Genomic DNA, 24,023 nt, shown 5'->3' with positions numbered 1-24,023 from the left:
AAATGAGTCAGCCGCTGCGTTTTGCCTTCAATCGAATCGTTGCCCCCTCTCTGGACCTTTCGGCGTTCATTCGCTTGACCAAGGCCATGGGCAGTGACGCCATTGAAATCCGTAACGATCTCAATGATGTGGAAATAGATGATGGCACTCCACCAGAGCGGGTTCGTGACCTTTGCCAAGGCGAGGGTATTCGCCTTCTGTCCATCAACGCCCTCTATCCCTTCGACGTCTGGAACGACGAACGCCGCGCCCAGACGCTGAAACTGGCTGCCTATGCCAAGGCCTGTGGCGCCGAGGGGCTGGTGATGTGCCCGCTCAATGACCGTACCGACAGCCGCGACGCCGCTCAGCGTGCCCGTGACCTGCGCACGGCCCTGAGCGAGTTGGCCCCCATTCTGCGCGACCACGGCATCCTCGGCTTCGTCGAACCGTTGGGTTTCGAAGAGTGCTCGTTGCGCCTCAAGCGGCAGGCGGTGGAGGCCATCAAGGCGGTTGGCGGACTGGACGTGTTCCGTCTGGTGCACGACACCTTCCACCATCATCTGGCGGGCGAGACCGAGTTCTTCGCCGAGCTGACTGGTCTGGTGCACATCTCCGGCGTTGAAGATGCGGACTTGCCTCTTAATCAGATTCGCGATGCGCACCGGGTACTGGTAGGTGAGGCGGATATTCTCGGCAACGCAGAGCAGATCAAGCACCTCCTCGACGACGGTTACCGCGGCTATCTCTCGTTCGAGCCCTTCGCTGCCAGCGTCCATGCACTCGCTGATCCGCAATCAGCCCTAGCGCAGAGCGTAGCCCTGTTGGAAAAACAGGTGGCTGGCGAAGCTGTCGCCGGGTGACGCGCCTCCCGGGTGGATAACTCCCGGGAGTCTCTAGATCGAAGAGGTGAATCCATGAGCACCCAACGTTTGACCATGGCCCAGGCCCTGGTGAAGTTCCTCGATAACCAGTACCTCAGCGTCGACGGCGTGGAAACCAAGTTCGTCGCCGGCGTCTTCACCATCTTCGGTCACGGCAACGTACTGGGCCTGGGCCAGGCGCTGGAGCAGGATGCCGGTGACCTGGTGGTGCACCAGGGGCGCAACGAGCAGGGCATGGCCCATGCCGCCACCGGTTTCGCCAAGCAGAAGCTGCGTCGGCAGATCTATGCCTGCAGCTCCTCGGTGGGTCCGGGCGCGGCCAACATGCTGACCGCCGCGGCCACCGCTACTGCCAACCGCATTCCGCTGCTGCTGTTGCCCGGTGACGTCTATGCCAGTCGCCAGCCCGATCCGGTGCTGCAGCAGATCGAGCAATTCCACGACCTGTCGATCAGCACCAACGATGCCTTCCGCGCGGTGAGCAAGTACTGGGATCGCATCAACCGGCCCGAGCAGCTGATGAGCGCGGCGATCAACGCCATGCGCGTGCTGACCGATCCGGCCGAGACCGGTGCCGTGACCCTGGCGCTGCCCCAGGATGTCCAGGGCGAGGCCTACGACTATCCCGACTACTTCTTCGCCAAGCGGGTGCACCGTCTGGATCGGCGGCCGCCGGTGGCCGCCGCCATCGAGGAGGCGGTGCAGCTGCTCAAGCGCAAGCGCAAGCCGCTGCTGATCTGCGGCGGTGGGGTGAAGTATTCCGGCGCCGCCGAGGCCCTGCAGCGTTTCGCCGAGCGCTTCGAGATTCCCTTCGCCGAGACCCAGGCCGGCAAGAGCGCCATCGTCTCCAGCCACGAACTCAATGTCGGCGGCATCGGCGAGACCGGCTGCCTGGCCGCCAACCTGCTGGCCAAGGACGCGGATCTGATCATCGGCGTGGGTACGCGCTACACCGATTTCACCACCTCCTCGAAGTGGCTCTACCAGCATCCCGAGGTGGAGTTCCTCAACCTCAACGTGGCCGCCTTCGATGCTGGCAAGCTCGACGGCCTGGCCGTGGTGGCCGATGCCCGCGAAGCCCTCAGCGCCCTGACCGAGGCCCTGGACGCTGTCGGTTATCGCGCCGACTGGGGGGCTCAAGTGGGCGAGGCCCGTGAGCAATACCGGCAGGAAATCGATCGGGTCTACGCCGCACGCTACGACGCGCCCGACTTCGTACCGGAGATCGACGACGACTTGCCGCGAGCGGTGCTGGAGGATTTCGTCCAGCTGACAGGTTCTTCGCTCACCCAGAGTCAGGTGCTCGGCCGTCTCAACGAACGGCTGGACGACGACGCCGTCATCGTCGCCGCCGCCGGTAGCCTGCCCGGTGACCTGCAGCGCGCCTGGCGCAGCAAGGGGGTCAATACCTATCACCTGGAATACGGCTACTCCTGCATGGGCTACGAGATCAACGCCGCCCTGGGCGTGAAGCTGGCTGAACCCGAGCGTGAGGTCTACGCCTTGGTCGGTGACGGCTCCTACCAGATGCTGCACTCGGAACTGGCCACCTCCATCCAGGAGCGCCGCAAGATCAATGTGGTGCTGCTCGACAACATGACCTTCGGCTGCATCAACAACCTGCAGATGGAACACGGCATGGGCAGCTTCGGCACCGAGTTCCGCTTCCGCAATCCGGAGACCGGCAAGCTCGACGGTGACTTCGTGCCGGTGGACTTCGCCATGAGCGCCGCCGCCTACGGCTGCAAGACCTATCGCGTGAAGACGCTGGAAGAGCTTGATGCCGCCCTGGCCGATGCCCGCCAGCAACAGGTCTCTACCCTGATCGACATCAAGGTGCTGCCCAAGACCATGATCCACAAGTACCTGTCCTGGTGGCGCGTCGGCGGCGCCGAGGTTTCCACCAGCGAGAAGATCGCTGCCGTCTCGCAGATGCTCAAGGAGAAGACCGCCCAGGCTCGCCAGTACTGATCGCTTTCGTCCCCGGCTTTCTCACGTAACAACAATTTCAATCGGAGAACAGAAGTCATGACCTTGAACATCGGTGTTATCGGTACGGGCGCCATCGGCCGCGAACACATCCGTCGTCTCAGCCACAAGCTGCTGGGCAGCCGTGTGGTGGCGGTAACCGACATCAACCTCGAACAGGCCGCCCGGGTTGTCCAGGAGGAAGGCATTACCGCCGAGGTCTATCCAGATGGCCACGCCCTGGTCGGCGCAGCGGACGTCCAGGCGGTAGTGGTCACCTCCTGGGGCCCGACCCATGAAGAGTACGTGCTGGCCGCCATCGCCGCCGGCAAGCCGGTGTTCTGCGAAAAGCCATTGGCGGTGACCGCGGAAGGTTGCAAGCGCATCGTCGAAGCCGAGCAGGCCCATGGCAAGCGTCTGGTCCAGGTGGGCTTCATGCGTCCCTACGACGCCGGTTATCGCCAGCTCAAGGCGGTGATCGATGGCCAGCGGATCGGCGAGCCGTTGATGATCCATGCCGCACACCGCAATCCCAGCGTGGGCGAAGGCTATACCACCGACATGGCCATCACCGATACCCTGATCCACGAGATAAACGTGCTGGCCTGGCTGCTGGACGATCAGTATGTGTCGGCCCAGGTGGTCTTCCCACGCAAGACCTCACAGGCTCTGGCGCACCTCAAGGATCCCCAGGTGGTCCTGCTGGAGACGGCCAAGGGGGTACGTATCGACGTCGAGATCTTCGTCAACTGCCAGTACGGTTACGACATCCAGTGCGAGGTGGTTGGCGAGCATGGCATTGCCCGCCTGCCGGAGCCCTCCTCGGTGCAGCTGCGCAGCGACGCCAAGCTGTCCAACGAGATTCTGGTGGACTGGAAGCAGCGCTTCCTGCTGGCCTATGACGTGGAGCTGCAGGCCTTCATCGACGATCTCAAGGCCGGCCAACTGACCGGGCCGTCCTCCTGGGACGGCTACATCGCTGCGGTGACCGGCGATGCCTGCGTCAATGCCCAGCGCAGCGGCACCATCGTGCCCATCACCCTGCCGACTCGGCCAGCCTTCTACGGCTGAGTCCCGACCCCCGCTGGCGCGCTGCCTGCGGGGGTTTTTCTTTGCTACACGAGGAGAATCGAACCATGCGTATCGGATTGGTCGGCTATGGCCTGGGTGGCCGTTTCTTTCATGCCCCCCTGATCGCCAGTACCGCAGGCGCGCGGCTGGTCGGCGTCGTCACCCGTTCCCCGCAGCGGCGTGCCGAGGTGGCTCAGGATCATCCCGGGGTGGCCTGCCACGATGACCTGGCCAGCCTGATCGCCGCCGGGATAGATGCCCTGGTGATCTCAGCGCCGGTCGCCGAGCGCAAGGCCCTGGTTCTGGAGGCGATCCAGCACGGCATTCCCGTGGTAAGCGACAAGCCGTTCGCGCTCAATTTTCAGGATGCCCAGGACATGGTGCAGGCGGCCGAGTGTGCCGGGGTAGCTCTGACCGTCTACCAGAATCGTCGTTGGGACTCGGATGTACTCACCGTCGCTAAATTGCTACGCGAAGGTACTCTGGGCCCGGTGCGGATCTTCGAGTCGCGCATCCAGGTGGATGAGCCGCACAAGGCCGGCGCCACCAGCGGTGGTGGGCTGCTGCGCGATCTTGGCAGTCATCTGGTGGACCAGGCGCTGACGCTGTTCGGGCCGGTCACTCAGGTGTATGCCGAGGTACTTTTCCATCAGGGTGATCCCGAGCGGGACGATGAGTTCTTCATCTCCCTGCAGCACCAGAGCGGCGTGATCTCGCATCTTTCCGGCAGTTGTCTGCAGGGCTGCCCCTGGCGTCTGCGGGTAGTGGGCGAGGAGGGCGTCTACACGGTGGAGGGGCTGGATGGACAGACTCAGGCGCTGTTGCAGGGCCTTTCGCCGCGTAGCGAGAAAGGCAACTGGGGGGCTGAAGAGCATCAGCGCTGGGGTTGGCTCAGTCGGGGCGAAGAGCGTGAACGGATACCCAGCGAACGCGGTCGCTGGGACCTTTTCTATGCCCAATGGCTGGCGACGCTGACCCAAGGCAGTGCCCCGCCGGTCTCCACCCGCGAGGCGCTGGCCTGTCAGGTCGTGCTGGATGCCGCGCGCCAGAGCGCCCTGGATGGGCAGGCAGTGAAGGTAGCGTCCGTCCCTTCGCGGCCTGACGCTCAGGCATTCGAGCGGGCGTCGTGAAGCTCGAAGCAAGACCTGGATAGTTGTCTCGCGTAGATTTTGAATTCTATTTTTATCTTGTTATGGAATTAAATTTCCAATAAAGTCAGATGCAGTTGCTGTAACGAGTCACCAGGGTACTGCGCACGTCAGGTGCGTCCCGACAACAATAATGACAGGTGCCGCGACATGAACTCCTCCGCACACTCCACCCATCTTCCGCTCTTCGCCGTTCACCGCCTGCGCATTCGGCGGGATTCACGGCTGCTCGCCTTGCTGGGTCGGCTGTTCTGCCACGAGCGCCAGGGCGTGGTGCTTTGCGCCTCGCCTGGAGCAGCCGTGCTCTTCCGATCGAGCTGACCTGGGCGGCCTGTGGCCGCCTCCCAATGCCTTATCTCGATAGCCGCGCGCCTGGCTACAGGCGCGTGGGCATCCGATCGCCAGCAAAAAGCCTTACCACCGCAATAAAACAATAACGACTGGAGCTATCTCGATGCGCATGAAAATCCGTTTTGCCACCCTGGCGCTTTCCCTGCTCGTAGCCAGCACGTCCGCCTTGGCCGATCTCAAGGTCGGCGTGAGCATGTCGCAATTCGACGACAATTGGCTGACCTACTTGCGTGAGTCCATGGCCAAGAAAGCCAAGAGCGAGCACGTCCAATTACAGTTCGAGGACGCCCGCGCCGATGTCGTCAAGCAGTTGAACCAGGTGCAGAGCTTCATCAGCCAGAAGGTGGACGCCATCATCGTCAATCCGGTCGACACCGCTGCTACTCGCAACATCACCGAGGCCGCGGTCAAGGCGGGCATCCCGCTGGTCTACGTCAACCGTCGACCGGATGAACTCAAGCTGCCTGAAGGTGTGGTCACCGTAGCCTCCAACGATCTGGAGGCCGGCACCCTGCAGATGCAGTACCTGGCGGAGAAAATGGGCGGCAAGGGCAGTGTCGTCGTCATGCTGGGGGATCTGGCCAACAACTCCACGCACAACCGCACCAAGGGCGTGAAAGAGGTCCTGGCCAAGTATCCGGACATCAAGGTGGTGGAAGAGCAGTCCGCGGTCTACCTGCGCGACAAGGCCATGGACCTGATGAGCAACTGGCTGCTGGGCGGCAAGGAATTCAATGCCGTGGCCGCCAACAACGACGAGATGGCGATCGGCGCGGCCATGGCCTTGCAGCAGGCCGGCAAGGCCAAGGGCTCGGTACTGATCGGCGGCGTCGACGGCACCCCGGATGGCCTCTCGGCGATCAAGCGTGGCCTGCTCGCGGTCTCGGTGTTCCAGGATGCCAAGGGCCAGGCCAATGGCGCGGTCGAGGCAGCGATCAAGCTGGCGAAAAAGGAGAAGGTCGAGCAGAACGTCTGGGTGCCTTACCAGCTGATCACCCCTGAGAACGTCGACAGTTTTCAGCAACGTCTGAAGGACTGATAGTCCGCCTCGCTCCAGTCGCTCCAAACCCTTACGCCTTAGCCACCGCCGCGAGCACGAGTCCTGGACCCGTGCTCCGCGAGCGGCTGGGCGGCGTTTGGCTTCCGGGCCGGCAATGGCTCGCTCAAGACAGGCGCCCTGCAGTGCGCCGGTACGTTTCGCCTCATAAATAAAAAATAGAGAGAGCATGATGAACAGAGCTATCACCAGGGTCATGTTGACGGGCTTGTTGGGTGGCACCCTGCCGCTGGCGCACGGCCTGGATTTTTCCGGCTACCTGAGGGGCGGTCTGGGGACGTCCACGGGGTCGCAGTCCCAGCAGTGTTTTCAACTGCCAGGAGCGTCTTCCAAGTTTCGTCTGGGCAACGAATGCGAGCAGTTGGCCGAACTCGCCTTGTCCCACGATCTGCTCAGGCTCGACGACGGCTCGCGTCTTGGGCTCTATGGCATGGTCCAGCTATACAACGCCTATGACCATACGCCGCGCTTCGACGGCGACTTCGGCAGGACCCGTCTGGTCCAGGGCTATGCCTACTGGAACGGCGTACAGGCCCTCAACGGCGGCGCGGTCTGGGCGGGGCGCCGTTACTACAAGCGCAACTCCATCGATATCTCCGACTTCTTCTACTGGAATCAGAGTGCTACCGGTGGCGGCCTGGAAGACATCCCCATTGGGGATCTCAAATACAGCCTGGCCTTCTCCCGCAAGGACAACTTCGACCAGACACGTTACATCAGCCGCTACGATTTCAACGTGGCCGGTTTCCAGACCAACCCCAACGGCCTGCTGGAACTGGGCGCCAGCTACATCGACAAGCCATCGAACATGCAGGACGCGCACAGTGGCTGGTCGGTGACGGCCCAGCACAAGCAGCAGAATTTCCTGAATTGGGGTGGGGTGAATACGCTGGCCCTGCAATACGGCGAGGGGCCCGGGGTAGCGCTGGGTTCCACCGGTGACATCGGCACCCGACGCGACTCAGCCAGCTATCGCCTGGTGGAGTTCTTCGACTGGCAGATCGGTCCGCGTTGGGGTGGTCAGTTGCAACTCGTCTACCAGACCGACAAGCGCGATACGGGTGACCAGCACTGGTTGTCCACCGGCGGCCGGACCGTCTATGGCTTCGCCGAGCAGTGGAAGCTGGCGACCGAGCTTGGCTACGACCAGGTCCAGGCACCCGGTGGTACCCGCAAGCTGACCAAGCTGACCCTCGCGCCGACCTGGTCGCCGCGCGGGTTGACCTTCAAGAACGCCCATCCCGAGGTTCGCTTCTACGTGACCTATGCCAAGTGGAATCGCGCAGCCCAGGACGCGGCCAACCTGCTGGCGGCGGGATCGGCGCTTTCCGATACCGGCAGCTTCGGTTCTTCGCTGGATGGCGCCAATCTCGGCGTACAACTCGAGCATTCCTGGTAGACCAGGGTACGACCGGTCGATGCCAGCTATTAAAATTCCAAACTCTATTGATATGGAATTTTTTTTCTAATAGATTGCGAGTCATTGACCGCCAAGGCGGGCACGGGTCGCCGTGTACCGCCGCTCCAACAATAAGTAGGTGATGTCGATGTTTCAGAGCCCCGCTGCCCGTCCGTCCATTTTCCGTCGTCTGCTACTCGCCTTAGTCCTGGCCTCGCTGCCATGTCTATCCCTGGCGGAGCTGCGCATCGGCGTTACCGTCGGCAATCTCGACAATTACATCGCCTACCTGGTCCGCGCCATGCAGGACCGTGCCAAACAGGTAGAGGGCGGTGCCACCCTGCAGGTGGAAGACTCCGCCAGTGATGTGGTCCGTCAACTTGGCCATGTCGAGAACTTCATCGCCCAGAAGGTCGATGTGCTCATCGTCAATCCAGCCGATACCGCGGCTACCCGCAAGATCACCCAGCGTGCCACTGCCGCCGGCATCCCTTTGGTCTACCTCAACAGCCGCCCGGAAGTGGAGAGCTTCCCGGCCGGGGTGGTGTTCGTGGGCACCGACGAGCGCGCCATCGGCCAGCTGCAGATGGAGTATCTGGCCAAGCAGATGGGCGGCAAGGGCCACCTCGCCATCCTTCTCGGCCGCCTGGCCCATGACGACACCCGCAAGCGTACGGCCGGCGTCAAGGACGTACTGGCCAAGTACCCGGATATCAAGGTGGTGGAGGAGCAGTCCGGCGACTGGCAGCGCGAGAAGGGGCTGGACCTGATGAACAACTGGCTGCTGGGCGGACGCGAGATCGATGCCGTGGCAGCCAACAACGACGAGATGGGCATCGGCGCGGCCATGGCCCTGCAGCGCGCCGGTCGCCGGGACATTCCCGTGGGCGGTATCGACGGCACTCCCGATGGCCTCGCCGCTATCGCGCGCAAGCAGCTGGCCGTGACGGTGCTGCGTGATCCGGTGGCCATGGGCAACGGCGCCGTGGACGCTGCCGTCAAGCTGGCCCAGCACCAGGCGCTGCAGGGTGATCTCTGGATCCCGGTGCATCTCGTCACCCCGGACAACTATCAGCAGTTCCAGCGTCAATGACCTAAACCGCCGGCCGGCTCAGCACGGCCGGCGAGGAGATCGTGATCATGCTCAGTCCTGCCACCCCTGCGGCTGTAATTCCGCTATCGGCCACGGCCGCGCCCAGCGAATACCTGCTGGAAATCGTCGATGTCACCAAGGAGTTTCCCGGCGTCAAGGCGCTGTCCCACGTGCAGCTGCGGGTGCGTCCCGGCACCGTACTGGCGCTGATGGGCGAGAACGGCGCGGGCAAGTCGACGCTGATGAAGATCATCGCTGGCATCTACCAGCCCGATGCCGGCGAAGTGCGGTTGCGCGGCGTGCCGGTGCGCTTCGAGACACCGTTGCAGGCGCTGCAGTCGGGGATCGCCATGATCCACCAGGAACTCAACCTGATGCCCTTCATGACCGTTGCCGAGAACATCTGGCTGGGTCGCGAACCACTCAATGCCCTGCACCTGGTGGACCACGGCAAGATGCGTCACCAGACCCAGGCATTGCTGGACCGGCTGCGCATCGCCCTGGATCCGGAAGACAGCGTGGGCAGCCTGTCCATCGCCGGACGGCAGATGGTGGAGATCGCCAAGGCGGTGTCCTACGACAGCGATGTGCTGATCATGGACGAACCCACCTCGGCCATCACCGAGACCGAAGTGGCGCACCTGTTTTCCATCATCGCCGACCTCAAGGCCCAGGGTAAGGGCATCGTCTACATCACCCACAAGATGGACGAGGTGTTCCAGATCGCCGACGAGGTCGCGGTGTTCCGCGATGGCCAATACATCGGCCTGCAGCGCGCCGACAGCATGAACGGCGACGGCCTGATCGCCATGATGGTGGGGCGCGAACTGACCCAGCTGTTCCCGGAGCGCACCGCGCCGCGCGCCGAGGTGCTGCTGTCGGTGCGCGACCTGGCGCTGGATGGGGTGTTCTCCGGCGTCTCATTCGACCTGCGCGCCGGCGAGGTGCTGGGCATCGCCGGGCTGATGGGCTCGGGGCGCACCAACGTCGCCGAGACGCTGTTCGGCGTGACCCCGGCCACCGCTGGCGAGATCCGCATCGACGGCCAGTCGGTGCGTATGAACGATCCCTGTCTCGCCATCCAGAAAGGGCTGGCGCTGCTGACCGAAGACCGTAAGGACACCGGCATCTTTCCCTGCCTGTCGGTGGGGGAAAACATGGAGGTGGCGGTGCTGAAGGGTTTCGCCAGCGGCGGCTTCGTGCAGCAGCAGCGCCTCGACCAGCTCTGCGAGGAGATGCGCCAGCAGCTGCGGGTGAAGACGCCCTCGCTGGACCAGTGCATCGCCAATCTCTCCGGCGGCAACCAGCAGAAGGCGCTGATCGCCCGCTGGCTGATGACCCGCCCGCGCATCCTCATCCTCGACGAGCCCACCCGCGGCATCGACGTCGGCGCCAAGGCCGAGATCTACCGGCTGATCGCCAAGCTGGCGGCCGAGGGCCTGGCGGTGATCATGATTTCTTCCGAACTGCCCGAGGTCCTGGGTATGAGCGATCGGGTGATGGTGATGCACGAAGGCACCGTCACCGGCTTTCTCGATCGCGGCGAAGCCACCCAGGAGCGGGTCATGCACCTGGCCTCGGGTAATCCCGTACTGCACTAGCGCGCGTCATGCGCGGCGGGTGCCTACCCGCCGCCTCCGGCCTACAACGAGGTAGAACAAGATGAGTGCCCTCCTGGACAAGAAAACCGCCGAGCTACCCACCGCGCGCCCGCGGCGCCGCATCCCCACCGAGCTGGGCATCCTGCTGGTGCTGCTGGGCATCGGCCTGGCCTTCGAGGCCTTCGGCTGGGTCCTGCGCGACCAGAGCTTCCTGATGAATTCCCAGCGCCTGGTGCTGATGATCCTGCAGGTCTCGATCATCGGCCTGCTGGCCATCGCCGTGACTCAGGTGATCATCACCACCGGCATCGACCTCTCCTCCGGCTCGGTGCTGGCGCTGTCGGCCATGGTGGCGGCGAGTCTGGCCCAGACCTCGGACTTCGGCCGCGCGGTGTTTCCCTCGCTGACCGACCTGCCGGTCTGGGTGCCGGTCATGGCCGGCCTCGGGGTGGGGCTGCTGGCCGGCGCCATCAACGGCAGCATCATCGCCGTCACCGGCATCCCGCCCTTCATCGCCACCCTCGGCATGATGGTCTCGGCCCGCGGTCTGGCGCGCTACTACACCGAAGGCCAGCCGATCAGCATGCTCTCCGACAACTACACCGCCATCGGCGCCGGGGCCATGCCGGTGATCATCTTCCTGGTGGTGGCGGTGATCTTCCACATCGCCCTGCGCTACACCAAGTACGGCAAGTACACCTATGCCATCGGCGGCAACATGCAGGCCGCGCGCATCTCCGGCATCAACGTCAAGAAGCACCTGATCATCGTCTACAGCATCGCCGGCCTGCTGGCGGGTCTGGCCGGCGTGGTGGCCTCGGCCCGCGCCGCCACCGGCCAGGCCGGCATGGGCATGTCCTACGAACTGGACGCCATCGCCGCGGCGGTGATCGGCGGCACCAGCCTGGCGGGCGGGGTAGGGCGCATCACCGGCACCGTGATCGGCGCCCTGATCCTCGGCACCATGGCCAGCGGCTTCACCTTCCTCGGGGTGGACGCCTACGTCCAGGACATCATCAAGGGGCTGATCATCGTGGTCGCCGTGGTCATCGACCAGTACCGCAACAAGCGCAAGGCCAAGCGCTAGGCTGGCATTTTCCCCTTTCCCTGGGAGAGGGCCGAGCCTGCACCCGACAGCTCTTCCCCTCTCCCTCCGGGAGAGGGCCGGGGTGAGGGCGAGCCTGCACCCACCCTTCCTTTTACCCGGCCGGCTACTGGCTTGGCCGGCCGGGTCTTTCTACAACCCTCACGGAGAACGACATGCGCGACATCGGCATCGGTCTGATCGGCACCGGCTTCATGGGGCATGCCCATGCCCAGGCCTTCCATCACGCGGCGAGCAGTTTCAGCCTGCCGGTCCGTCCGCGGCTGGTGGCCCTGGCCGACGCCGATCCGGAGCGCGCCGCCCGCTGCGCCGACGCCTGGGGTTTCGTCCGCAGCTGCGACTGGGAGCGCCTGATCGCCGATCCCCAGGTCGAGCTGGTGGCCATCACCACCCCCAATCTGCTGCACGCGCCCATGACCCTTGCCGCCCTGGCGGCCGGCAAGGCGGTCTACTGCGAAAAGCCCCTGGCGGTGAGCCTGGAGGAGGCGACGCAGATGCGTGACGCCGCGCGCCAGGCCGGGGTGGTCAATCGGGTCGGCTACAACTACCTGCAGAATCCCATGCTCAAGCAGGTGCGCGAGCTGATCGAAAGCGGCGAACTGGGTGAGATCGTCAGCTTCAGCGGCGAATTCAGCGAAGACTTCATGGGCGATCCCCAGGGGCCCTTCACCTGGCGCTGCGAGACCCGTCAGGCCGGCGGCGCCCTGGCCGATCTGGGCAGCCATATCCTGTCGCTGGCGCGCTTCCTGCTCGGCCCGGTGGCGGCGCTCTGCGCCGATCTGCACACCGCCCATGGCCAGCGGCCCCATCAGGGTGGCCCCCGGGCGGTGGAGATCGACGACCAGGCCCATCTGCTGCTGCGTTTCGCCAATGGCGCCCGCGGCACCCTGACCACTAGTTGGCTCAAGCACGGGCGCAAGAATCGCCTGGCCTTCGAGGTCTGCGGCACCCGCGGCACCCTCAGCTTCGACCAGGAGCGCCTCAACGAACTGCGCCTCTACCAGGTCGGAGACCGTCCGGGCCTGGCCGGTTTCCGTACCCTGCTGGCCGGTCCGCACCTGCCGGACTACGCCGCCTTCTGCCCGGCGCCCGGCCACCAGCTCGGCTACAACGAACTCAAGACCCTGGAGGTCCGCTCGCTGCTGGAGGCCCTGGGCGGCAACCCCGGGCATACCGGTGTCGACTTCCAGGAGGCCTGGGAAGTGGAGCGCCTGGCCCAGGCCGCGCGGCAATCGGCCCAGGAGGAGCGCTGGGTCAGACTCTAGTCTGGGGTAGGATGCTGGGCTCATCCCGCGTGAGGATTGTCCCTTTTCCATGACCACACTCTCCGGCGACGGCCTCACCCCGGTCCGGCGCATGAAGCTCATCGCCCTGCTGCTGCTGTTCCTGGCGGCGGCGCTCTACTGCCTGGCCACCGCCCTGGAGGCCCGCCACCCGGCCTGGGGCTACGCCGCCGCCTTCGCCGAGGCGGCCATGGTCGGGGCCATCGCCGACTGGTTCGCGGTGACCGCGCTGTTCCGCCATCCGCTGGGCCTGCCGATTCCCCATACCGCCATCATCCCGCGCAACAAGGCCGGGGTCGGGCGCAAGCTGTCGGACTTCATCTGCCTGCACTTCCTCGCCACGCCCCAGGTGCTGGCCAAGCTGGAAGAACTGGACGCGGCCGGACGCCTGGCCGGCTGGTTGCGCCAGCCGGACAACGCCGCCGCGGTGGCCAGCCAGGCCACTGGTGTCGCCCGCTACTCCCTGGAAGCCCTGCGCGAGGTGCGGGTGCAGGCCTTCATCCGGCGGGTGGCGGTGGAGCGGCTGCAACGCCTGGACGTGGCGGCGCTGTCCGGCGAACTGCTCGACATGCTGACCGCCGACGACCGTCACCAGGCGGTGCTCGACGAGGTGCTGCAGGAGATCGATCGCCTGTTGCAGGACGAGGACACCCAGGCGCTGATCGCCCGCACCATCGGCGGCGAGTTGCGCACCCTCAAGTACCTGGGGCTGGACGAGCGGATCGGGCGCTGGTCGGCGATCAAGGTGGTGCAGGCGGTGTCGCGCCTGATCGGCGAGATCAGCCACGACCGCGAACACGAGTTACGCCGGCACTTCGATGGCTATCTGGTCGGCTTCATCGAGCGCCTCAAAGAGGACCCGGCCTTTCGCCTGCGCGGCGAGCAACTACGTGATCGACTGCTTGCGCATCCGGCGCTGGCTGGCTATCTGCAGGAGCTGTGGGACGAACTGGTGAACTGGCTGCAGGCCGATCTCGCCGCTCCGGATTCGCGCATCCGCCGCCGCCTGGGCCGGCTGCTGGCCGAGCTGGGCGAGACCCTGAGTCGCGACGAAGCCATGCGACGCTGGATCAACGAGCAGCTGATGGCAGTGGCACCGCCCTTCATCGACCGCAACCGCCAGCGCATCGGCGACTACATCGCCGCCCGCGTGGCTGCCTGGGACACCGACGAGCTGGTCCAGCAACTGGAACAGAGCGTCGGCAAGGACCTGCAGTTCATCCGCATCAACGGCACCCTGGTGGGCGGCCTGGTGGGGCTGGTGCTGCATGCTCTAACGGTTTGGCTAGGGCCGGGGTAGGGGCTCGATCGCGGCCATGGGCCGCTCCTACACTAAACCCGAGCCTGTAGGAGCGGCCCATGGCCGCGATAAACCAAACCCAATCGACCGCATCGGCGGACCGCCATGGCCGCGATAGCCCTGAGCACCCATTAGCTAAGCCTGCTGCCATACCACCCCCTCTCCCTGGGAGAGGACCGGGGGGAGGGCAAACCCGGACGCCAAAACCCCAAGCCCCTTCCACCCATCACTCCACTCGCACCCAGGCGGCGCCGCGCGGACTAAAGCCCATAGTCCCTGTCCCGAGCGTCCCATGTATCGAATCGGCTTTGCCTGCATGTACCGTCATCCCGAGCGCAGTCTGTCGCTCAAGGCACTGGAGCAGGTCGAGCGGGCCTTCAACACCCGTACCACCACCCTGCGCTGGCTGGGCAGCGTCGAGCGCGCGGCCGCCGAGGCCAAGTTGCTGGACGTGGTCACTCACAACCTGGATGCCCAGCTGAGATTCGTCGAGCACGTCGCCGACCTGCCGGATAATCTGCGCATGCTGCGCCTGAGCAGCGATCTGCTGCCCTTCTACAGCCACGCCGAATTCGCCTACTTCTATCGTTCCCAGGAGCTCCAGGCGTTGCTGGCCGATCGCTTCGGTCGGCTGGGCGAACTGGCCCGCCGCCGCGATGTGCGGCTGTCGCTGCATCCCGGGCAATTCTGCGTGTTGGGCTCGGACCGCCCCGAGGTCGTGGAAAACAGCCTGAAGGAGTTCGAATACCACGCCGACATGATCCGGCTGATGGGCTACGGCCAGAAATTCCAGGACTTCAAGTGCAACGTGCACATCGCCGGCCGCCTGGGCGTGCCTGGCATCCGCGCGATCTGGCCGCGTCTCTCCACCGAGGCACGCAACTGCATCACCTTCGAGAACGATGAAAAGACCTACGGCGTCGACGACTGCCTGCAGCTGGCCGATCTAGCTCCGGTGGTACTGGACATCCACCACTGCTGGATCCACGAGGAAGCCTACATCGACCCCTGGGAGCCGCGCGTGGAGCGTATCCTCGACAGCTGGCGCGGGGTGCGTCCGGCCATGCACTACTCCCAGCCGCCGGAGGCCTTGATGGAAATGGGCGTCTCGCCCAGCGAGCGGATCGACATCAAGTTTTTGCTGCAGCAGATCAGCAAGCGGGTGCTCTATGCCCACAGCGACATGATGTGGAACGACTGGTGCAACCGCTACGCCTGCCAGTTCCTCGACCGCTTCGACATCATGTTCGAAGCCAAGCACAAGAACGTCACGGTGCGGGATTTCTACGACCGCTATCTGGGCGGCGACGGCAGTCTGCCGCCGGCGGATCACGGCATTCTTTCGTAGGTTGGGCTGAGACGGCTCCATCGTCGAAGCCCAACGGGGGTGCTCGACCTTGGCACTGCTGGGCTTCGCTGCGCTCAACCCAACCTACTGTCTCGTCACGTAGGTTGGGTTGGGACGGCTCTATCGTCGAAGGCCAACGGGGGTGTTCGACCTTGGCACTGTTGGGCTTCGCTGCGCTCAACCCAATCTACGAAAACGGCTCTCACTGCAACATGCCGCAATGAGCCTGGCGGGCGACAGGCTGGAAGAGCCGCTTAACTCAAGGGTCATCCTTTCGAAACGATCGTCGCGAGGCCCGCCATGCCGACCCGTCGCCATTTCCTGCAGACCACCACCGCCCTGGCCGCCGCCGTGACTGCCGCACCCTGGCTATGGCAGAGCGTCCAGGCCGCCGAGCCGCTGCTGACCCGCAAGATCCCCCGCAGTGGCGAGGCCCTGCCCGTCATCGGTCTCGGTACCTCGGGCAATCTCGATGTCGACTTGAACGACGCCGCTCTGGTGCCGCTGCAGGAGGTGCTCAAGGCGCTGCTCGACGGCGGCGGCACCCTCATCGACACCGCGCCCAGCTATGGCAACTCCGAACGGGTGGCCGGCGAGCTGGTGAAGCGGGCCCAGGCCCGGGAGCGGGTCTTTCTCGCCACCAAAGTATCGGCTACCGGCCGCGAGCGCGGCGCGGCGCAACTGGCCGCCAGCTTCAAGGCCCTGCAGACCGATCGCCTGGACCTGGTCCAGGTGCACAACCTGCAGGACACCGCCAACCAACTGGCCCTGCTGCGCGAACAGCAGCAGGCCGGCAGGGTGCGCTATGTCGGCGTCACCCACTATCGCGAGGCGGCGCTGGACGATCTGCTGGCCACGTTGAAGCAGGAAAAGGTCGACTTCGTGCAGTTCAACTATTCGGTGGGGGAGCGCGAGGCTGAAAAGCGCCTGCTGCCCTATTGCCGCGACCAGGGCATCGCCGTGCTGATCAATCGGCCCTTCCAACGCGGCAATCTGCTCTCCGGCACCCGAGGCAAGCCGCTGCCGCCGCTGGCCACTGAGCTGGGTGCCAGCAGCTGGGCGCAGCTGCTGCTCAAGTTCATCCTCGCCGACCCCGCCGTGACGGCCGTGATCCCGGCCACCAGCAATCCGCGCTACATGATCGACAACCTGCAGGCCGGCCGCGGTCGCCTGCCGGATACACGCCAGCGTGAGGCCATTGCCAGGCTGTTCGCCTAGATGAAGGACTGGCTCGGTCGCGTCCTCGACGCCCGCGCTGGCGAGTCGTCCGCGGCCCTGGCGGGCTTCGCGCTGTTTCTCTGCCTGTTCGCCGGCTACTTCATGCTGCGGCCGATCCGCGAGGCCATGGGCATCGCCGGTGGCGTGGAGAATCTGCAGTGGCTGTTCACCGCCACCTTCGTGGTGATGCTGCTCGCCGTGCCACTGTTCGCCTGGCTCAATTCGCGGGTGGCGCGGATTCGCTTCGTCGACTGGGTCTACGGCTTCTTCGCCCTCAACCTGCTGGCTTTCGCCGCCTGCTTCGCCAGCTTAGGTGATAGCGTCTGGCTGGCGCGTACCTTCTATGTCTGGATCTCGGTCTACAACCTCTTCGTGGTCTCGGTGGCCTGGAGTCTGATGGCCGATGTCTTCGACGGCGCTCAGGCGCGGCGGCTGTTCGCCTTCATCGCCGCTGGGGCCAGTGTGGGCGGGCTGCTCGGCCCGGTATTGGCCGCCGTCCTGGCCCCGCTGATCGGCGAGGCGGGCCTGGCGCTGCTGGCCGCGGCGTTGCTGCTCTTGGCGCTGACGCTCAAGGCCTATCTGATGGGCTGGCGCGAGACCCGAGGCGCCGGACGCCCGGGGGCGCCACCGACCGAAAGCCCGCGGCGCCCGGTGGCCGGCAATCCCTTCAGCGGCCTGACCCGGGTGCTGGCGTCACCCTATCTGCTGGCGGTGAGCGCCTTCGTCATCCTGCTGGCCACGGTCAGCACCTTTCTCTACTTCGAGCAGGCACGGCTGGTGGCCGAGCTGTTTCCCGATCGCGCCCGCCAGGTGCAGGTGTTCGGCCTGCTGGATTTCGTGGTCCAGGCCGGCGCCCTGGTCAGCCAGGTGCTGATCACCGGTCGCCTGGCCCAGCGGCTCGGGGTACGGGTGCTGTTGGCCGGGGTGCCGCTGCTGATGTGTATCGGCTTCCTCGGACTGGCGCTGCTGCCCACCTTCGCCATGCTGGCCGGGCTGATGATCGTCAGGCGGATCGGTGAATACGCCTTCATCCGCCCGGGGCGCGAGATGCTCTTCGCGCCGCTGGACGCCGAGACCCAGTACAAGGCCAAGAACTTCATCGATACCGTGGTCTATCGCGCCGGTGACGCCGCCAGCGGCTGGGCCAAGAGTCTGCTGGATCTGCTCGGCCACGGCGCCTGGCTGCCGGCCCTGGTGGGTGCCGGTTGCGCGGCGCTCTGGGCCTGCCTGGGTTTCTATCTGGGCCGCCGCGCAGATCAGGCAGCCCTGGCGAACGAAGCGGAGCGGCGCTGAATGCCGGCTGAATCGTTGTAGCCGGAAACAACCCGGGGCTCCGAGGGGCGACCGACGGGGTGCTAAGGTAGGCCCTTCTCCTTGCCTCTGGGCCCTCCATGTTCCGCTCCCGCGCCATGATGTATCTGGTTCTCTTCGCCCTGCATCTGTTCATCGGCCTCAGCGTCATCGGCGATCTCGGGCTGTCGCCCGCTGCGCAGCTGCCGTTCTGGATCTTGCTGCTGCTGTCCTTCGTCCTGGTACCCCTGGGCTTTCGCTCACGGGACATGAACTCGCGCTTGCTGGCCTGGGCCGCGCTGATCGCCATGGGCGTGTTCTCCAGCCTGGCGGTGTTCAGTCTGCTGCGCGGGCTGGTGGTGGCGCTCGCCAGCCTCGTCGGGCAACCGCTGGACGCCGCCTGGCGTGCCGGCAGTGCCTGGGCGGTGCTGGGTCTGGTGCTGCTGGTGGCCCTGCGCAGCGTCTACAACGCCCGCCGCACGGCCAGGGTCAAGGACGTGGAGCTGGCCCTGCCGACGCTGCCTGCCGGCCTGGACGGGCTGCGTATCGTCCAGCTCAGTGACCTGCACATCGGCCCCACCATCAAGGCCGGCTACCTGCAGCGCATCGTCGACCGGGTCAACGGCCTGGACGCCGATCTGGTGGCCATCACCGGCGACCTGGTGGATGGCAGCGTGGCCGAGTTGCAGCACGAATTCCTGCCGCTGCAACAACTCAAGGCGCGCCTGGGCACCTACGCCATCACCGGCAACCACGAGTACTACTCCGGCGCCGAGGCCTGGGTACGCGCCTGGCGCGAGCAGGGCCTGACCCTGCTGCTCGACGAACACCGGGTGCTGCAGCACCAGGGCACGCCCTTCGTGCTGGCCGGCATCACCGACTACTCGGCGCCGCTCTATGTGCCCAGCCACCGCAGCGACGCCGCGGCTGCCTTCGCCGGTGCCCCGGAAGGACTATTCCGCCTGCTGCTGGCCCACCAGCCGCGCTCGGCGCCCAAGGCCGAAGCGGCCGGTGCCGATGTGCAGCTCTCCGGCCACACCCACGGCGGCCAGTTCTGGCCCTGGATGCACTTCGTGCGCCTGCAGCAACCCTGGGTGGCCGGCATTCACCGCCTGGGTCGGCTGACCGTCTACATCAGCCGCGGCACCGGCTACTGGGGTCCGCCGCTGCGCTTCGGCGCGCCGAGCGAGATCACCCTGATCAGGTTGCGAAAGGGGTAGCGGCAGGAGAAACGTCAGCAACGGCATTGAGTTCGCCAAGAATCCCGCACCAGAGGCCCTGCGTTCGGCCAAGCCTCAGTGGAAACCATAAGAAGACGGATAGATGGCCTTTTGCCAGTGCTTGTCCCTTCGAGACAGTTCTCTATCCTCGTCCCTACCTTGACCCGGACGCCCCGGCATCCAAGGACAAACTGCAACACGGATAAGGATGTATCGCCATGACGAGGACAGTGGCTTTCTTGCTGGTCCCCGAGGTGCTGATGCTGGATTTCGCCGGGCCGGTGGAGGTGTTTTCCATCGCCAATCGCTATCTGCCCACGGCCGACCACTATCGCATCGTGACCATCGCCGCGGGGCGGCGGCGGACCCTGCGTTGTTCCAATGGCATGACGATACGCACGGAGCTCACCACCCAACAGCCGCCGGGGAGCTATGACCTGCTGCTGGTGCCCGGTGGGCCGGGGGCCTACCTGGAGCCTCATCCGGACGTCGCGGCCTGGCTGCGGCAGGTGCCCGCGCAGTGCACCCGCTACGGCGCGGTCTGCACCGGCACCTTCCTGCTCGGCAGCGCCGGTCTGCTCGACGGCCGACGGGTCACCACTCATTGGAATTATCGCGAGCGACTGGCGCGACGCTTTCCCCGCGCCCAGGTGACCGCCGATGACATCTACCTGAGCGATGGCCCGCTGCTGAGCTCGGCTGGGGTCACTGCCGGCATCGACCTGGCGCTGGCCCTGGTGGCCGAGGATCACGGCAAGCTCATCGCCCGGGAGGTGGCCAAGGTGCTGGTGGTGGTGACCCAGCGGCAGGGCAAGCAGGCGCAGTTCAGCCCGCTGCTCGACGAGCCGGAAGCCACCACCGCCATCAACCGGGTGCAGCACCATGTGCTGGCCAATATCGACCAGGCCTATTCGATCAGCCGGCTCGCCGAGCTGGCGACCATGGGTACCCGCAACTTCGCCCGGGTGTTCAAGCGCGACACCGGCATGACACCCCAGGAGTTCGTGCTCAGGGCGCGCATTGATCATGCACGCGAATTGCTGGAGACCAGTGAGCTGCCGCTGAAGACGGTGGCCTTTCGCAGCGGCTTCGCCAGCGACCGCTGCATGCGCGCCGCCTTCCAGAGCCATCTGGGGCTGACTCCGGCGCAATACCGTTACCAATTCAGCTGAAATCGGCCTCTGATGGCGGTATCACGCCCATCGATGGCAGCTTCTGGCCGTATATCGTCATACGGCTTGCCTGGGTAGCAGCCAGAATGGTCGTACCTATCGGCAAGGAGAGGCGCACACCGTCGAGGGACTGCGGAGTCTGGTGCCCGCAGAACCCGAGGCAAGGTGGCGCGACACGGTCATGCAAGAGCTCAAGTCCCTGGAAGACGCCAGTGCCTTCCGCTTCTGCGGCCTGGTCCTGGATGCACGTCGGCGCCTGCTGCTGGATGGCGAGCGTGTGCTGCCCCTCGGCGGACGGGCCCTGGACATCCTGCGGGTGCTGCTGCAACACCCCGGCGAACTGGTCGGCAAGCAGACCCTGATGGCCCGGGTCTGGCCTGGCGCGGTCGTCGAGGACATCAACCTGCGGGTGCACATCTCGGCCCTGCGCCGGGTACTGCGCCCCTACAGCGATCGGGATCCCATCCTCAGCGCCCGGCATCGCGGCTACGGCTTCGCCCTGGCGGTGGAGCGCCTGAGCGAGGAAGACCTCACGCCGCTGGCCGAGACGCCACTGCCCCTGACGCCCCTGGAGGGGCGCGAGACCAGCCTGGTCGAACTACGCCGCTTGCTCGCGCAACGCCGTCTGGTGTCGGTGGTGGGTACCGGCGGTGTCGGCAAGTCGCTGCTGGTCCAGCATCTGCTGCCCGCGCTGGCGGAAGACGTTGCCGACGGGATACAGAGTCTCGATCTCGCGGCACTGGGCCACATGATGGCGCTGGTGGATCGGCTCGCCAGCGACCTGGGACTCGCCAGTGGCAGTGGTTTACCGGCGCTGCAGGAAGCCTTGGCCACACGGCGCCTGCTGCTGGTGCTGGACAATGCCGAGCGGCTGATCGAACCCGCGGCCTGGCTGGTGGAAAACCTGCTGCAAGGCTGTCCGCAGCTCAGGGTGCTGGTCACCAGTCGCGAGGCCCTGCGGGTGGAAGGGGAGGCCGTGTTGCGCCTGGCGCCGCTGCCGGTCGTGAATCCATCCACACGGCGGCTGCGCGAGGCCATGCGCCAGCCGGCCTTTCGGCTGTTCGTCCGGCGTGCCCGGGCGCGCCTGCCGGGGCTGCAGTTGCGGCCAGCCGACGTGCAGCTGGTGGGCGAGATCTGCCGCCGCAGCGAAGGCGTGCCCCTGGCGCTGGAGATCCTGGCCGAGCAGGTGGCGGCACTGGGGCTGGCGGGGGTCTTGGCGCAACTCGATGGCGGCTATTACCTGAGCGTGGCCGGGCGGCGCACGGCGGCGCAACGCCAGCGCAGCCTCCGCGCCATGCTCGACTGGAGTCTGCACAGCCTGAGCGAGTCGGAATTCGCCGTGCTGGCGACCCTGGCCGAGGCCGGGGAGCATTTCAGTCGGCAGGAGGCCCTGCGACTGGCGGCGCAGCGCGGGCTGGAGGAGGCGCTGTTCATCCCCCTCCTGGGACAATTGGTGGACAAGTCGCTGATCCTGGTGGAAGGCAGCGGGGCGACCCTAGGCTACCGCCTGCTGGCCATGTTGCGCCTGCACCTGCGCCAGTTCCGCCAGCAACCGCCGCTCCAAGGCCTGCTGCTGCCAGGCCAGCGGCGGAATCCCCACGGCGCGGGTGAATACCCGGCTCAGATGCGCCTGGTCGAAGAAGCCGCATTCCAGGGCGATCGCCGCCAGGGGTAGCCGGCGCTCGGCGAGCAATTGCCGGGCACGGTCGATGCGCTGCTGGCGCAGCCATTCCAGTGGGGCGAGTCCGGCGCTGAGCTTGAACTGGCGGGTGAAGTGACTGCGCGACAGGCCGCAGACGGAGGCGACCTGGCTGACGCTGATGCCGCGCTCCAGATGCTGCAGCAGGACTTCCTTGGCCAGACGTTCCTGCCAGGCGGCCAAGCCGACCAGTCGGGTATTGGATAGAGCCAGGGTGCTATCGACGGTCATGGACATGGCGCTCTCCCTGTCAAACCAGCCGTGTGGCGCGCTGGCCTGGCTGAGAATGATTCCCTGCAGTTGTCTGACGTGCGAGTTGTCTATCGTTAATTAGCGTTAAGCCGGCAACGGCTTAGGCGCAATACTGTCGCGCCGGGCTTGGCCGACCGTGGCGGCGAGCCAGCAGGTGCCAGCCCAGCAGGGCGAGGCCGAGCAGTCCGGCGAGCAGCAGGGGCGCCGGGCCATAGGCCTGGAGTGCGTCGAGCAGGGCCAGGATGTGCGCCTCGAACAACCGCCCCAGGGCCAGGCCGGAGCCGATCCACAGGGTGGCGCCGCCCAGGTCATAGGCCAGGAAGCGCCGCAGGGGCATGGCGCTGGCGCCCGCGCTCAGGGTGGCCAGGGCCGCGGCGCCGGGGATGAACTTGGCCACCAGCAGCAAGCTGGGCAGGCGGGTGGCGGCCGGGACATGCTGGCCAGGCAGATGGCGCAGCAGCCAGGCGCCATGGCGCCGACCGGCCCAGTACCAGAGCAGATCGGCCACGCCGGTGACCGCCACGCTGGCCAGCAGCGCCAGGAGCAACTCGGCTTCATCGGCCGCGGCGCCCATCACCAGCAAAGACGGATAGGCCGGTACCGGCAGGCCCAGCTGTTCGCCAAAGACGTTCAGCGTCAGCCAGAGGGTGGCGTTACCGGCCACCAGGGAAGTCAGGGCTTGGGTGCTCATGGCGCGTTCTCGGCAAGGGGAGGCGGTGGGAGCGGCCTCCTAGCGCAAACTAAGCCTACGATTTAGCGAGCAAATCGTAGTCAGGGCATTTGCGGCAGTTCGTTGGGCCGCAGATCGAATACCAGCACCTCGGCATCGGTCCCGTGGGCCAGCTGCAGCTCGCGCTCGCCGCGCAGCCTTGCGCCGTCACCGGCCTGCAGCAGGACGCCATTCAGCTCCAGGCTGCCGCGGGCGACGTGCACATAGGCATGGCGCTCGGGGGCCAGTTGCAGCGCGGCGCTTTCGCTGCCGTCGAACAGACCGGCGTAGACCCGGGCGTCCTGGCGTACTTCCAGCGAGCCCTCGGCGCCGTCCGGCGAGATGATCAGGGCCAGACGACCACGCTTGGCCTCGGCGCTGAAGTGCTGCTGCTGGTAGCGCGGTTCGGCGCGGCGCACGTTGGGCACGATCCAGATCTGCAGGAAATGCACACTCTCGCGCTCGGAGTGGTTGAACTCGCTGTGGCTGACGCCACTGCCGGCGCTCATCAGCTGGACGTCGCCCGGGCGGATCACCGAACCGGTGCCCAGGCTGTCCTGGTGCTCCAGGGCGCCTTCGAGCACATAGGAGAAGATCTCCATGTCGCGGTGCGGGTGCTCGCCGAAGCCCTGGCCCCCGGTCACGGTGTCGTCGTTGATCACCAGCAGGTCGGAGAAGCCCTGTTCCGCCGGATTGCGGTAGCTGGCGAAGGAAAAGGTGTGAAAGGACTTGAGCCAGCCGTGGTTGGCGGCGCCGCGATCGGAAGCTTTACGAATGGCCAGCATGATGAGGCTCCTTGTCTGAGTGGGGCGCGGTCTGTTCCGACGCCATGGAAGTCATCCTACTGTGGCGCCCCGGTTTGATTAACGAGCTGGA

Annotated in this window: 20 protein-coding genes and 1 pseudogene; 18 read left to right on the top strand and 3 right to left on the bottom strand. The window is 65.7% G+C overall.

Annotation, left to right across the window (positions count from 1 at the left end; translation table 11 throughout):
* Positions 1 to 2: 2 nt before the first annotated feature.
* The 18 genes and pseudogenes from NRG74_RS14670 to NRG74_RS24475 form a co-directional block, all read left to right on the top strand.
* Complete coding sequence (locus NRG74_RS14670; RefSeq protein WP_184291904.1) at positions 3 to 842, top strand: TIM barrel protein; 840 nt, start codon at positions 3 to 5, stop codon at positions 840 to 842.
* 54 nt (positions 843 to 896) lie between these two features.
* Complete coding sequence (iolD, locus tag NRG74_RS14665; protein ID WP_184291906.1) at positions 897 to 2,834, top strand: 3D-(3,5/4)-trihydroxycyclohexane-1,2-dione acylhydrolase (decyclizing); 1,938 nt, start codon at positions 897 to 899, stop codon at positions 2,832 to 2,834.
* Positions 2,835 to 2,891: 57 nt separating this feature from the next.
* Positions 2,892 to 3,902, top strand: coding sequence for a Gfo/Idh/MocA family protein (locus NRG74_RS14660; protein WP_064309337.1), 1,011 nt, complete (start codon positions 2,892 to 2,894; stop codon positions 3,900 to 3,902).
* A 65-nt stretch (positions 3,903 to 3,967) separates the two neighbouring features.
* Complete coding sequence (locus NRG74_RS14655) at positions 3,968 to 5,032, top strand: Gfo/Idh/MocA family protein (RefSeq protein WP_257704657.1); 1,065 nt, start codon at positions 3,968 to 3,970, stop codon at positions 5,030 to 5,032.
* A 168-nt stretch (positions 5,033 to 5,200) separates the two neighbouring features.
* Entirely contained in the window at positions 5,201 to 5,371 is a 171-nt protein-coding gene (locus NRG74_RS14650) for a hypothetical protein (RefSeq protein WP_156522377.1), read from the top strand.
* 133 nt (positions 5,372 to 5,504) lie between these two features.
* Positions 5,505 to 6,440 (top strand): sugar ABC transporter substrate-binding protein, encoded by a 936-nt coding sequence (locus tag NRG74_RS14645; protein WP_257704656.1) that lies wholly within the window; start codon positions 5,505 to 5,507, stop codon positions 6,438 to 6,440.
* A gap of 190 nt (positions 6,441 to 6,630) precedes the next feature.
* Positions 6,631 to 7,857 carry a maltoporin gene (locus NRG74_RS14640; RefSeq protein ID WP_437181194.1) on the top strand — a complete coding sequence of 409 codons (1,227 nt, stop codon included), beginning with the start codon at positions 6,631 to 6,633 and terminating at the stop codon, positions 7,855 to 7,857.
* Between the two features lie 148 nt (positions 7,858 to 8,005).
* Complete coding sequence (locus tag NRG74_RS14635; RefSeq protein WP_257704655.1) at positions 8,006 to 8,950, top strand: sugar ABC transporter substrate-binding protein; 945 nt, start codon at positions 8,006 to 8,008, stop codon at positions 8,948 to 8,950.
* A gap of 47 nt (positions 8,951 to 8,997) precedes the next feature.
* The gene (locus NRG74_RS14630; protein WP_064309334.1) at positions 8,998 to 10,551 is read left to right on the top strand and encodes a sugar ABC transporter ATP-binding protein; all 1,554 of its coding nucleotides are present in this window, start codon (positions 8,998 to 9,000) and stop codon (positions 10,549 to 10,551) included.
* 61 nt (positions 10,552 to 10,612) lie between these two features.
* Positions 10,613 to 11,638, top strand: a complete 1,026-nt coding sequence (locus NRG74_RS14625; protein WP_007161522.1) for an ABC transporter permease — start codon at positions 10,613 to 10,615, stop codon at positions 11,636 to 11,638.
* Positions 11,639 to 11,811: 173 nt separating this feature from the next.
* Entirely contained in the window at positions 11,812 to 12,921 is a 1,110-nt protein-coding gene (locus NRG74_RS14620) for a Gfo/Idh/MocA family protein (RefSeq protein ID WP_257704654.1), read from the top strand.
* Between the two features lie 49 nt (positions 12,922 to 12,970).
* Complete coding sequence (locus NRG74_RS14615) at positions 12,971 to 14,239, top strand: DUF445 domain-containing protein (protein WP_257704653.1); 1,269 nt, start codon at positions 12,971 to 12,973, stop codon at positions 14,237 to 14,239.
* Positions 14,240 to 14,531: 292 nt separating this feature from the next.
* On the top strand, positions 14,532 to 15,587 hold the full coding sequence (gene uvsE, locus NRG74_RS14610) for a UV DNA damage repair endonuclease UvsE (protein WP_257704652.1): 1,056 nt from the start codon (positions 14,532 to 14,534) through the stop codon (positions 15,585 to 15,587).
* Between the two features lie 300 nt (positions 15,588 to 15,887).
* Positions 15,888 to 16,805 carry an aldo/keto reductase gene (locus NRG74_RS14605; RefSeq protein WP_257704651.1) on the top strand — a complete coding sequence of 306 codons (918 nt, stop codon included), beginning with the start codon at positions 15,888 to 15,890 and terminating at the stop codon, positions 16,803 to 16,805.
* Positions 16,806 to 18,098, top strand: coding sequence for an NTP/NDP exchange transporter (locus tag NRG74_RS14600; RefSeq protein WP_257704650.1), 1,293 nt, complete (start codon positions 16,806 to 16,808; stop codon positions 18,096 to 18,098).
* A gap of 98 nt (positions 18,099 to 18,196) precedes the next feature.
* Entirely contained in the window at positions 18,197 to 19,315 is a 1,119-nt protein-coding gene (locus NRG74_RS14595) for a metallophosphoesterase (protein ID WP_257704649.1), read from the top strand.
* A 218-nt stretch (positions 19,316 to 19,533) separates the two neighbouring features.
* The gene (locus tag NRG74_RS14590) at positions 19,534 to 20,487 is read left to right on the top strand and encodes a GlxA family transcriptional regulator (RefSeq protein ID WP_257704648.1); all 954 of its coding nucleotides are present in this window, start codon (positions 19,534 to 19,536) and stop codon (positions 20,485 to 20,487) included.
* Between the two features lie 181 nt (positions 20,488 to 20,668).
* A pseudogene (locus NRG74_RS24475) lies at positions 20,669 to 21,313 on the top strand (winged helix-turn-helix domain-containing protein); the annotation flags it as partial.
* Positions 21,314 to 21,982: 669 nt separating this feature from the next.
* Here NRG74_RS24475 and NRG74_RS14580 read toward each other — a convergent pair.
* The 3 genes from NRG74_RS14580 to NRG74_RS14570 form a co-directional block, all read right to left on the bottom strand.
* Positions 21,983 to 22,423, bottom strand: coding sequence for a helix-turn-helix domain-containing protein (locus NRG74_RS14580; protein WP_026083850.1), 441 nt, complete (start codon positions 22,421 to 22,423; stop codon positions 21,983 to 21,985).
* 115 nt (positions 22,424 to 22,538) lie between these two features.
* Positions 22,539 to 23,129 (bottom strand): DedA family protein, encoded by a 591-nt coding sequence (locus NRG74_RS14575; protein WP_017641115.1) that lies wholly within the window; start codon positions 23,127 to 23,129, stop codon positions 22,539 to 22,541.
* An 80-nt stretch (positions 23,130 to 23,209) separates the two neighbouring features.
* Positions 23,210 to 23,932, bottom strand: coding sequence for a pirin family protein (locus tag NRG74_RS14570; protein ID WP_017641114.1), 723 nt, complete (start codon positions 23,930 to 23,932; stop codon positions 23,210 to 23,212).
* Between the last annotated feature and the right edge of the window lie 91 nt (positions 23,933 to 24,023).

This window comes from Pseudomonas oryzihabitans, assembly GCF_024652905.1.
Taxonomy (GTDB): domain Bacteria; phylum Pseudomonadota; class Gammaproteobacteria; order Pseudomonadales; family Pseudomonadaceae; genus Chryseomonas; species Chryseomonas benzopyrenica.
Note: the sequence above shows the minus strand (reverse complement) of the source record. Positions and strands in the feature narration are given on the sequence as shown.